This window comes from Pseudomonas sp., assembly GCF_030690725.1.
Taxonomy (GTDB): Bacteria; Pseudomonadota; Gammaproteobacteria; order Pseudomonadales; family Pseudomonadaceae; genus Aquipseudomonas.
This window is the reverse complement of sequence record NZ_JAUYGD010000063.1, coordinates 1-11,800: the sequence shown is the minus strand read 5'-3', so window position 1 is coordinate 11,800 and position 11,800 is coordinate 1. Positions and strand designations below refer to the sequence as shown.

Sequence of the window (11,800 nt, the reverse complement as noted above, 5' to 3'; positions counted from 1 at the left end):
TGGATGGGCGGGCGGGCTCTAAAAGCCCTGCCCGCTCATGCATAACAAGATAGATAGTTATTAGATTTCAAGAATGTAATGTTGAGCTCACGCTGCTGTTAGCTTCACCCCCGTAAAATTCACTCGAACTTGCAGAACTTGTCCATGAACCTCGACAAGCTACTAATTGAATTTTACGAGGCCTGCCTTATGAAGATGTTGAAAGCTCTAGTTATTGGATCGGTACTTCTTGTCGGCTCCACACAGACTTATGCAGAAGATGGCTATGATCGCTCAATGAAAGCTCAGGAAAAATTTCGAGCAGATCAAAAACGAATTCACGGAACTGAGCCTTCTGCCAAACCGGCGGACGAACTAAAGGTTAAGACCAGCAACCAAAATCGGGCCAATACCGATATTAAAAAAGAAACCAACGCTGACTAACCGCCCACTTCCGAACGATGTTCACCTCTAGAAGCTCCCGAGCTCCTTTGGAAAGAGGTGTACCCTAAGCGCCCTTCGGGGCGCTTTTTTTATTTAATCTTTAATAAAAAAGACTCACTGGGAGTTTAAACCTCCAAGCTAGAAAACTAACTCTACTCTTCCGCAAGTCATTCATGTCTGCAACAAGCCATCGCTGTCAGCGTGTAGCAAGAAGGGCAAAATGATACCGGTGCAGGCCTTTAGATTGATCTGCCTGATATCTGCAAAGGCACTGGCTATCACCCCGATGCTAGAACACGGTGTCATTTGAATACCGCGCCCTTGCACCGTCAGCAGATACCTACTCAATAGCTAGACGCCGTGCCCATCTCAATTTTTCATGATTCAGGCCATCCAAGAGTATCGCCGCGCTCTCCGCTACCTCATGTAAGCTGAAGTTTTTACTCCTTGAGGATGCTATGAGTAGGGATGCGCTTGAACAAAACCAGATACCGATCTATTTCGTTGCGGTCATTGCAGCGGCAATCGGTGGGTTAATAGCTCCTGCAGCTACGCAGAGCCTGAACGCATTAGTGACCCCGACTATCGCCGTGCTGATGTACGCGATGTTCCTGCAAATCCCCTTTCTTGATTTCCGCGAGAGTCTTAGCAACAAACGCTTCATGTCTGCCTTGCTGATCGCCAATTTTGTACTGATTCCACTGTTGGTGTGGGCACTAACCAGAGGGCTCGCAGAACACCCGGCAGTACTAATCGGCGCTCTTCTGGTTTTGCTCACTCCCTGTATCGACTACGTGGTGGTATTTACGCACATAGGCAGAGGCGACTCGCGTGCGATTCTTGCAGCAACCCCCATCCTCTTGCTGTTGCAACTTGTGCTGTTGCCTGTGTATTTGGCTTTTATGCTAGGGGAGCAATCCCAAGTCGTTATCTCGATAGCGCCTTTCGCTGAAGCCTTTCTCGCACTGATTGTCGTGCCTTTATTGCTCGCGGTGGCTACAGCAGCCTTGGCTAAGCGCTCGCGGATCGTAGGTCGCTGGAACACCGTATGGGCATGGATGCCAGTCCCTGCGATGGCGGCAGTTCTCATTGCGGTGGTTGGGTCGCAAATCTCGCCAGTGGTACGTGATATCGACCAGCTTTTACCGGTGATCCCGGTGTATATCGGTTTCATGCTTTTGGCCCCCGTAGTGGGCGCACTCGCTTCAAAAGCTTATAAACTGCCCGCCTCGACGGCGAGAGCGGTTACTTTCAGTACCGCCACACGTAACTCGTTGGTGGTTCTTCCGCTGGCCCTGGCATTACCTGAAGAAATACGAGGGCTTGCAGCCGCAGCGGTCATCACCCAGACACTGGTTGAGTTGGTGGGTGAACTTGTCTACATCCGGGCAGTGCCGATTCTCATCTGGCGTAAAAAAAGCCGCTGAGGACGTCACGGCACAGTCACCGCCCACATTGAGCGGTATTTACGGTAAGCAAAAAGCCCCGCTCAAGAGCGGGGCTTTTCAGTTGCAAACGAATAGCGCTGTGAACTTAGCGCAGACGATGGGCCAAGCGGTAGAGCAATGGCAAAACCAGCAGCGTCAGCGCTGTTGAGGACAGAATTCCGCCAATCACTACCGTCGCCAGAGGGCGCTGAACTTCCGCGCCCGTACCGATGGCAGTGGCCATTGGAATAAAGCCCAGAGACGCCACCAAAGCAGTCATCAGCACTGGCCGTAGGCGCGTCAATGCGCCTTCGCGGATGGCCTCGTCCAGCCCCATGCCGTTCTCACGCAAACTGCGAATGAAGGAAATCATTACCAGGCCGTTGAGCACCGCCACGCCCGACAAAGCAATGAAACCCACGCCCGCGGAGATCGAGAGCGGAATATCTCGCAGCCACAAGGCCATGATCCCGCCTGTCAGCGCGAAGGGCACGCCGGTGAACACCAGCAGGCCATCTTTGACATTGCCGAACATCATAAAGAGCAGTGTGAACACCAGCAGCAATGAGACCGGTACGACAATCTGCAGGCGCTTGGCCGCCGACTGAAGCTGCTCGAAGGTGCCGCCCCAGGTCGTCCAGTAGCCTGTAGGGACGCTAACCGCCTGGGCGATCTTGCTCTCGGCCTCGGCGACAAATGAGCCGATATCGCGACCGCGAACGTTAGCGGTGACCACCACGCGGCGCTTGCCACTTTCACGGCTGATCTGGTTCGGCCCCGGTGCGGACACCACACTCGCCACATCAGCCAAGCGCACAAACCCTGGGCCATCCAACCCATCGCCATTGGCCAGACGAATAGGTAGCTGCTGGATCTTGTCGACATCATTGCGCCACTCGTCCGCCAGGCGAACTTGGATATCGAAACGCCGGTCACCTTCAAACAGTGCACCCGCCTCGCGCCCGCCGATGGCGGTGGAAATGGCGTCCTGAATCTCCGAGACATTCAAACCGAATCGTGCGGCTTTCTCACGGTCGATTTGTACGCTGAGCATCGGCAGACCGGTGGTCTGTTCGACCTTCACATCAGCTGCTCCTGGAATACCCTCCAGCACCTCAGCGATTTGCTCGGCGGTCTCGTTCATCACATCCATGTCATCGCCAAACACTTTCACTGCGACGTCACTGCGTACGCCGGAGATCAGCTCGTTGAAGCGCATCTGAATGGGCTGAGTGAACTCATAGTTGTTGCCGGAAACCTGTTCAACCGCCTCCTGCATCGCCGCAACCAAATCGGCTTTGCTGCGATCAGGATCGGGCCACTGGTCGCGCGGCTTTAGCATGACAAAGTTGTCCGCCACGTTCGGCGGCATTGGATCGGTTGCGACTTCAGCAGTTCCAAGCTTGGCGAACACCGTATCAACCTCGGCAAAGGATTTGATTCGTTGTTCGAGTTGCACCTGCATTTCAATTGCTTGCGAAAGGCTAGTGCCAGGAATACGCAGGGCATGCAAAGCGATATCGCCCTCATCCAGGCTCGGCACGAACTCACTGCCCATCCGCGAAGCAGCTAAACCAGAAAGCACCATGATGACTGTCGCAATGGTCAGCACTAACGGCTTGCTGACCATGACCCAATCTAGCAACGGCGCGTAGCCTTGCTTGACCCAGGCCATTAGCCGATTTTCTTTTTCACTGACGTTGCCATTGAGGAACAGTGCAACAGCTGCCGGGACGAATGTCACCGAGAGGATCATGGCTCCGAACAGGGCTGTCACCACGGTGAACGCCATTGGGTGGAACATCTTGCCTTCCACGCCGGTGAGCGCAAATATCGGCAGGTACACCACCATAATGATCAGTTGGCCGAACAGCAGTGGACGACGCGCCTCCTTCGACGCCGCGAACACCTCATGGAAGCGCTCATTACGGGTCAACGTTCGGCCTGCTGCGGCCTGGGCGTGAGCCAAACGACGCACGCAGTTCTCTACGATCACCACGGCACCATCGATGATGATGCCGAAATCGAGTGCGCCAAGGCTCATCAGGTTCGCGCTGACCTTGTTGCTGACCATGCCCGTAAAGGTGAACAGCATCGACAGCGGAATCACCATTGCGGTGATGAGGGCCGCCCGAATGTTACCCAGGAACAGGAACAGGATAGCGATAACCAGCAGAGCGCCTTCGATCAGATTCTTCTTCACCGTATTGATGGCCTTATCGACCAATACAGTGCGGTCATAGACCGTCTTCGCTATGACTCCTTTCGGCAGGTTGCGATTGATCTCCTTTATGCGCTGGTCGACAGCCTGCGATACATAGCGGCTGTTCTCACCAATCAACATAAAGGCAGTGCCGAGCACCACCTCCTGGCCGTTCTCAGTAGCGGCCCCGGTGCGCAGCTCCTTACCCAGGCCAACCTCGGCCACATCACCGATGCGCACAGGAACACCATCGGTGTTCTTGATGATGATGTTGGCGATGTCAGCGATATTGCCGACTTGTCCCGGAGCGCGGATCAGGTACTGCTCGCCGCTGCGTTCGATGTAGCCCGCACCAACGTTGGCATTATTGCTCTCCAACGCAACCACAATGTCCTGCAGGCTGAGGCCATGTGCGACCAGGCGCTCCGGCTTGGGTGAAACCTGGAACTCCTTGGCATAACCGCCAATGGTGTTGATCTCGGTAACACCTTTGACGGTTCGCAGTTGCGGCTTGACGATCCAGTCCTGAATCTCACGCAAATCCATCGGAGTATAGGCGCTGCCATCCGGCTTCTTCGCACCGTCTTGCGCCTCGATGGTCCACATGTAGATCTCGCCCAGACCAGAAGCGATTGGCCCCATGCTCGGCGACAGATCACTGGGTAGATTGCTACGCGCTTCCTGTATCCGCTCATTCACCAACTGACGAGCGAAGTAGATGTCTGTGCCGTCTTCGAAAATGACGGTGACCTGCGACAACCCGTAGCGTGAGATTGAACGCGTTTCCTGTAAGTTGGGCAGCCCAGCCATTACCGATTCAATCGGAAAGGTCACGCGTTGCTCAGTTTCCAGTGGCGAGTAGCCCTTTGCCTCGGTATTGATCTGCACCTGCACGTTGGTGATGTCGGGAACCGCATCAATCGGCAACTTCTGGTAGCTGTAAACACCCAACGCCGCCATGCCGAGCACAGCCAGCAAGACTAGCCAGCGCTGGTCGATGGCGAAGCGAATTAATCGTTCGTACATGTCAATTTCCCCTAAAGCGCAGCATCACCGCGCTCTCCAGTACGGATGCGCAATGCGTCGGTCAAAGGGGCCACGGCGACGATTCCATCACCGGGAACACCTGTGTGGGCGGCCTTCTCGATGGCATGGACGATCTCATCGGCAACCTCATCGGAGCAGAACGCCAGCAGCACGAGATGCTGATGGGCGTCTGGATTCCATTCGTCTGCGATATATCCATGATCCTTGCCGTGACCACGCGGATGACCATGGGCTGGCAGGATGGTGAATCCTGGTAGATGCGGCAGTGCGTGCAGCGCTTGCTCGACGGCTTCAAGCCGGATCGGACGAAAAATAGCTGTAACTTGTTTCATAGCTCGACTCCGAATTAGTGGTCATGGCTCGCGCCGGCTTTGCCAAGCTCAGCTTTGATCAGGAAGCTGTTCTTCAGCGCGTATCGATCGCCCGCCTTCAGACCCGAGATAACCTCGACGAAGTGGCCGTCGGATTTGCCCAGCTCAAGAGGCCGAGCTTCTAGCTGGTTATCGAAGCGGCCGAACACTACCTGCCAATCGCGAACGGTCTGGATCGCTTCGACCGCTACTGCAACGGGAACGTCGTTCTCCTGGGCAATCACCTCGACCGTCACTGGCAAACCAGGCCGCCATATCCGATCTGGGTTGGCTAGCACGATGCGAGCAGTCGCCGAGCGGGTTTGCGCCCCAACCAGAGCGCTGACATAGGAAATGGAGCCCTTAGCCGTGGCGGCGAATGCGCTGGAGCTCACGACAACGTTTTGCCCTTCGGCGATTACGCCCAAGTCTTTCGCCGCGACGGTTGAGTCCACCCATACGGTCGACAAATCCGAGACGGTAAAGACTGCGGAGTCCTCTTTGAGTACTTCACCAACAGAGATGCTTTTGCTGGTTATCACGCCATCGATAGGGGCACGAATCTCGAATTCGGTGAGATTCTGGCCTTTGGCCGGGGCACCGCCCAGCGAAGCGATTTGTTGCTGGACGCGCTGCACTGCGATAGCAGCTTCCTGCATGGCAACTTGCGCCTGCAGGAAGTCCTGCTCGGCGGAAATCTTCTCTTCCCACAATTGCTTTTCACGTGCATAGGTCGTGCGGGCAAGCGCAGAGCGTTGCTGGGCGGCCATTAGCTCGCCACGCAGTTCGGCCAGCGCCTGGCTGGAGATTTTGGCCAATACCTGACCCTTGCTGACCGTATCGCCAGCACTAACCGCCACCGAGTCGACGCGCCCGGCAAGTTGCGGGGTCACCTGAACCGTGCGGTCACCGTTGTAACGAACCTCGCCGAGCACTTGCAGCGTGGAGGCGATTTTCGCTGGACCAGCAGTGGCGAGCGTGACGCCACCCTGCTCAAGCTGCGCATCCGTCATCGTCACGCGGCCCTCAACCTGCTCGTAACCGAACGAATAGCTCTTGCCACTGTGCTTGGCGCTGATGGAAACCTGGAATGAATGCGGCTCTACAACCGCGGCATCGCCACGTAGGTAGTCATTCTCTTTGCTGAAATTGATGATTTGCGCAGGTTGGCCAAGACGCAACAAGGTCACCTGTACCGTGCTTTCAGTAGGATTTAAAAGCTTACCGTCCAGGTAGGTATAGAGCCTGAACTGAGGCTCTACGCCCTCCTCAAAAATCGTCACTTCAAGTGCATAATCACCCTCGGTGAAAAGCTTGCCGCCATGCTCGCCCTTGGTGGGTTCTACAGTTTCATGGTGCTCTTTATCTGCATGCTCATCGGCCTCTTCATGCTCGTCGGCCGAAGCCTCCCCGTGGTGCTCGGGATCTGCGTGAGCCGATACATCCTCATGACTCTCATCATGGCCATGGCCTTCCTCCCCGGACTTACCAGGGCTACCACTTAGAATCAGACCCGCCACGGCTAAACCGATGACGACAACAGCCACAATCATCAGCCACTGCTTTCTGGGAGTTGTTGATGCCATTGGTAACTCCAAATTATCAAAAGTATTGAATTTGACTCATGCCCAGGCGGCGACTAAACGCGCTCAATAAACATGCAGCCGCCAGGAAAGCAGGCGAGGCTTCATGTCGCATGACGCGACCATCTAAGGCGTTATGTAGGTGTGAGAGATGCTTATTTTTTGAATTCGATGTTGAGTTGGGAGCCGTAAATCTTCTCCAAGCTCACCCAGGCCGAAATAGCTTCATCCAGGGTATTCAGGTATTGGGAGCGCATGCTTACGAGGGTGCGCTGAGCATCGAGTACATCGATAAAGGCAAACTTGCCCATCTCGAATCCACGTACTGCGCCCTCTACTGCTTGCTGCGCGGTCGGCAGCAGTGTGCCGCTGATCGAGTCGACTTCACTTCTAGCGCTTTCCCACTGCTCAAATGCCTGCTGGGCTTCCGCGCGCAGGCGGAGCTCTGCGGCATTGCGCAAATCCCGCGCTTGGTCAGCTCCTTGAGCAGCGGCCAGCACATTGCCTTGGTTGCGGTTGAACAACGGAATAGGCATCGACAAGCCGAGCAAATTGACGCGCTCGCCAAGCCCTTCGTCGTACTGGCTGCCAACGCTGACGGTGAGGTCTGGAATGCGCTGCGACTTTTCGAGTTCCAAGGAAGACTCGGCACGCTGGATTTGCGTGTTGGCCAGCCGTAGGTCCGCTGTATCTGTTATGCGTGCAAGCATCTCAGCCTGCGACGGCAGGTACGGCAGGCGCTCAAGATCACCCTCGACATGCGCGAAGTTCGGTGTCTTGGCACCCGTTATGAGCGCCAGTTGCTTGTAGGCATTGCTTTGATTGAGGCGTGCGCGATTCAGCTCCAGTTGAATTTCCGAAAGCTGCACCTGAGCACGCGAAATTTCGATTGGCGAAGCCTTGCCGGCCTTTACGCGCCCTTCGACCACCTGAAGTCCGCGACGGGCAAGGTCTAACGACTGTGTGGAAAGCTGCAGTCCTTCCTGGGCACGCAGAGCTGAGTAAAAGGCCTGGATGACCTCAGCGCGCAAGATGTTTTTCTTACGCTCCAGATCAATCGCCACCGCGTCCTGATCACGCTCAGACACATCAATACGCGCGCTACGCTTGCCTCCCAGCTCAATTGGCTGAGATACCTGAATGCTGGTAACGCGCGACTCACTGCGCGTGTCCTCAACGCTCCAGGACAACTCAGGATTCGGGATCAGCCCAGCTTGAGTACGAGCACCTTCGGCAATACCTGTATTCCATTGTGCTGCAGCGAACTCCTGGTTCTCAGTGAGCGCTTGCGCAAACGCCTCATCAATCGTTATTGACTGCCTTGTTGATTCGGCAGCAGTTGTTGGAACTGGAGCAATTAACAATGCAGCCAGTAGCCCTGAAAATACACAGAATTTACCTATTCCAACTCCATGTCCGGCCATTGTTTTTACATGCACTTAAAGTCCTCCACAGAACTAGCTCTGCTGGAATATAATGAAGGCCTTTATATTTATTAATCCCGAGGGATATCGAGGATTATCGCTTGGGAAAATAAGTAGAAAGCCAATTCCCGGCAGAATGTAGTGCTCCATGCCTATCAGCAAGGTGACTGGAAAATTACAAATACGTTATCCAGCACTTTTCCAAGTAGGCCTGTATTAGTATTGGCAGCGCTCAAGAGAGCAGGCAATTTAGCGCCCAGCAACAACTAGAAACAAACACAGTTAAATAGCGGTTGCCTCGCGGGTAGCGCCCCCGGGCAGCCCTGCCAGTCAAAAGTTGGGTGTTTTGGATAAGGACAAGTACTGCGACATGTTGTCGCTTAACCCCTTTGAGCCATGCGAAATAGGCATTACAGCTTGACCCTAAAGCCGCTTCAGGCTTTAGCCTTGGAGCAACCTGAAAAGCCGTAGGTCATATCCGTGACCGCCGATGAAAGAATTAAAACCACTCCGCAGCCATAACAAAAAAATATCTAAAAATACTGGCCGCATATTTTAAGGTGAATTTTTATGCGAATCCTTATTGTCGAGGACGAGCCCAAGACTGCCGAATACTTACACCAAGGTTTAAGCGAAAGTGGCTATGTAGTTGATAAGGCCGCCACTGGCGTGGACGGTCTCCACCTTGTTAGGCAGCACACTTACGACTTGGTAGTGCTTGATGTAAACCTGCCTGGAATTGATGGTTGGGGCGTGCTTGAGCATATACGCAGTAACAGCAGTACTCGCGTGATAATGCTGACTGCACGCGGGCGCTTAGTGGATAAAATTAAAGGCCTGGATTTGGGGGCGGATGATTATTTAGTCAAACCGTTCGAGTTCCCTGAGTTACTTGCGCGAATTCGTACGTTGCTACGGCGAAGCGAGCAAATTCCAGTACCGGAAGTGCTGCGGGTAGCCGACCTTGAGCTTGATCCGGCGAGGCACCGCGCGTTCCGTGGTGAGCAGCGCATCGACCTGACCACTAAAGAGTTTGCGTTGCTGCACCTACTGATGCGCCGCTCTGGGGAAGTGCTATCGCGCACCCAGATCATTTCGCTGGTCTGGGATATGAATTTTGACTGCGACACCAACGTCGTCGAAGTCTCCATCCGCAGACTACGCGCCAAAATTGATGACCCGTTCGATAACAAGCTGATTCACACCCTCAGGGGTGTCGGGTACGTGCTTGAGGAACGTGCATGAAGCCGACCAGTCTATCCATGCGCCTTGGCCTGTCGGTCAGCGTGATGGGGGCGGCACTGGTTGTTCTGCTAGCAGCACTCGCCTACTTCGCGCTTACCCATGAGCTGGACTCGTTGGCCAAGCAGAGTCTTGACGGCAAACTTGAGCAGATTCAGCACAATCTCGCCGAAGACATGAGCGCACATGCAATTGCCCAGCAACCTCACGAGCTGCTGGATCTGGTCATGGGGCATGACAATCTGCACCTGACGATCTACGGGAAAAAGTCAGGCACCAAATTACTCCTGAATCTGGGTGAGAAATCCAGGGAGCCCATTCTTGCCAACATACCAGCAGGCGATACCCCTATTTACCAAAGCTGGTCGGATGCTGAGGGAAACAACTTCCTGACCGCATCCAAGGTGATGCTGCTCAACGACGGCGACCACGTCAGGGTCTTACTCTCAATTGATCGATCTGCCGACGAAGCACTGCTCAGTGCCTACCTCAAGTCAACGTTGATCGCGCTCCCTCTTCTTCTGGCGCTAATTGGCATGGGCGCATGGTGGATTGTACAACGGGGCCTTTCTCCGCTCCGGCAATTTCGCCAGGTTGCATCGCTGATATCCACGCAGGATCTGACCCATCGGATTTCCGTCGACAAACTTCCACAAGAACTCAGCGCGCTGGCCCACGGCATCAACTTCATGCTGCATCGTCTTGATGGTGGCGTTCAGCAGCTATCGCAGTTCTCTGATGACCTGGCCCATGAGTTGCGCTCACCTATCACCAACCTGATGGGTAAAGCGCAGGTAACGCTCTCAAGACAGCGTCCACCTGAGGAGTACAAAGCCGTACTGGAATGCTGCACAGAAGAGCTGGAGCGCGTCACCCGAATCGTGTCCGACATGCTGTTTCTCGCTCAAGTCAGCCACCCCGCATCCCTGGTTCCCTTCGAGAAGATTGCACTGGAGGACGAGGCAAGACGCGTTGTGGATCTGTTCAGCATCTCCGCTGAAGAGAAACAGATCAGCCTGAGCATTTCCGGGGCCGGCCGAACCTTCGGTGATCGGCTGATGGTACAGCGCGCCATTTCAAACCTCTTGTCCAATGCGATTCGGCACAGCCCCATTGGCGCAAACATCTCGCTGCTGATCGAGAAGCACAGCGAAACCGTGTCGTTCTCGGTGGGAAACCCGGGGATTGGCATCCCCGCACAGCACATCCCTCATTTGTTCGAACGCTTCTACCGCGTCGATACCAGCCGCTCTCGTGCCGAAGGTGGGACAGGGCTGGGCCTGGCAATTGTTCGCTCGATCATGAGCCTGCATCAGGGCACGGTCGAGGTCAGTAGCCTGCCAGGCAGCTTCACCGTATTCCGTTTGATCTTCCCCAAAGTCCGCAATGGTTCCTCGACCTAGACCTGCAGGCGTACAGGCATAACGACCAGCCGAAGATTGGCCGCAGAGGAACCCGCCCCTATTCGGAGAGCACGGCATACAGCGACGGCTCCCCGATATGCCACCCCCCTGAACATGGATAAACAACAATGAAGAAGACCCTCTTGGCAGTCGCGGTGAGTACTGGGGTACTCAGTCTTAGCCAGCCAGCCGCAGCTGAGTTTTTCGCAGACAGCAAAGCCGGGCTGGAAGCGCGTAACTTCTATTTCAATCGCGACTTCCGCCAAGACTCAGCCAGCCAATCAAAGCAGGAAGAATGGGCCCAGGGCTTCCTGCTGCGCTACGAATCCGGGTTCACCGAAGGGACAGTCGGCGTGGGCATCGACGCCATTGGCATGCTTGGCCTCAAGCTGGACTCTAGCGCCGACCGCTCAGGCTCGGGCCTGCTCAAGCGCGATAAAGAAGCACCTCGTGCCGCGCAGGATGAATATGGTGAGATGGGCTTAACCGCGAAGCTGCGCGCCTCAAACAGCGTGCTGAAACTGGGCACGCTGCAACCCAGACTGCCAACCGTCCAAGCAAACGATTCGCGCCTGCTGCCACAGACCTTTCAAGGCGGGCACCTGAATTCGCTGGAGATTGACGGGCTTACCTTCGATGCAGGCCAGCTCAAGCAAGTAAGTCAGCGCGACTCATCCGATAGCGAAGACCTCAGCATT

The 11,800-nt window shown here is 55.0% G+C and carries 9 protein-coding genes; 5 read left to right on the top strand and 4 right to left on the bottom strand.

What is annotated here, in order from left to right; all coding sequences use genetic code 11:
- Positions 1–144: 144 nt before the first annotated feature.
- Together Q8O69_RS15220 and Q8O69_RS15215 are read left to right on the top strand one after the other, a co-directional pair.
- Positions 145–423: a hypothetical protein gene (locus Q8O69_RS15220; protein ID WP_241693742.1), complete on the top strand. Its 279-nt coding sequence runs from the start codon at positions 145–147 to the stop codon at positions 421–423.
- 458 nt (positions 424–881) lie between these two features.
- Positions 882–1,850: an arsenic resistance protein gene (locus Q8O69_RS15215; protein ID WP_167143944.1), complete on the top strand. Its 969-nt coding sequence runs from the start codon at positions 882–884 to the stop codon at positions 1,848–1,850.
- Between the two features lie 106 nt (positions 1,851–1,956).
- Here the strand turns inward: Q8O69_RS15215 and Q8O69_RS15210 are convergent, their stop codons facing one another.
- The 4 genes from Q8O69_RS15210 to Q8O69_RS15195 form a co-directional block, all read right to left on the bottom strand.
- Positions 1,957–5,079 carry an efflux RND transporter permease subunit gene (locus Q8O69_RS15210; RefSeq protein ID WP_090256270.1) on the bottom strand — a complete coding sequence of 1,041 codons (3,123 nt, stop codon included), beginning with the start codon at positions 5,077–5,079 and terminating at the stop codon, positions 1,957–1,959.
- Between the two features lie 11 nt (positions 5,080–5,090).
- Positions 5,091–5,432 (bottom strand): P-II family nitrogen regulator, encoded by a 342-nt coding sequence (locus tag Q8O69_RS15205; RefSeq protein WP_090256271.1) that lies wholly within the window; start codon positions 5,430–5,432, stop codon positions 5,091–5,093.
- Positions 5,433–5,446: 14 nt separating this feature from the next.
- Positions 5,447–7,036, bottom strand: coding sequence for an efflux RND transporter periplasmic adaptor subunit (locus Q8O69_RS15200; RefSeq protein WP_143003858.1), 1,590 nt, complete (start codon positions 7,034–7,036; stop codon positions 5,447–5,449).
- A gap of 152 nt (positions 7,037–7,188) precedes the next feature.
- Complete coding sequence (locus tag Q8O69_RS15195; RefSeq protein WP_090256272.1) at positions 7,189–8,457, bottom strand: TolC family protein; 1,269 nt, start codon at positions 8,455–8,457, stop codon at positions 7,189–7,191.
- 570 nt (positions 8,458–9,027) lie between these two features.
- Here Q8O69_RS15195 and Q8O69_RS15190 point away from each other — a divergent pair.
- The 3 genes from Q8O69_RS15190 to Q8O69_RS15180 all read left to right on the top strand — a co-directional run.
- A complete protein-coding gene (locus tag Q8O69_RS15190; RefSeq protein ID WP_090256273.1) occupies positions 9,028–9,702 on the top strand; it encodes a heavy metal response regulator transcription factor in 675 nt (224 codons plus the stop codon).
- Positions 9,699–11,102 (top strand): heavy metal sensor histidine kinase, encoded by a 1,404-nt coding sequence (locus tag Q8O69_RS15185; RefSeq protein ID WP_090256274.1) that lies wholly within the window; start codon positions 9,699–9,701, stop codon positions 11,100–11,102. Before Q8O69_RS15190 ends, Q8O69_RS15185 begins: the two co-directional genes overlap by 4 nt.
- Positions 11,103–11,230: 128 nt before the next feature.
- The coding region (locus tag Q8O69_RS15180; RefSeq protein ID WP_305593122.1) for an OprD family outer membrane porin at positions 11,231–11,800 on the top strand (570 nt) is incomplete at its 3' end.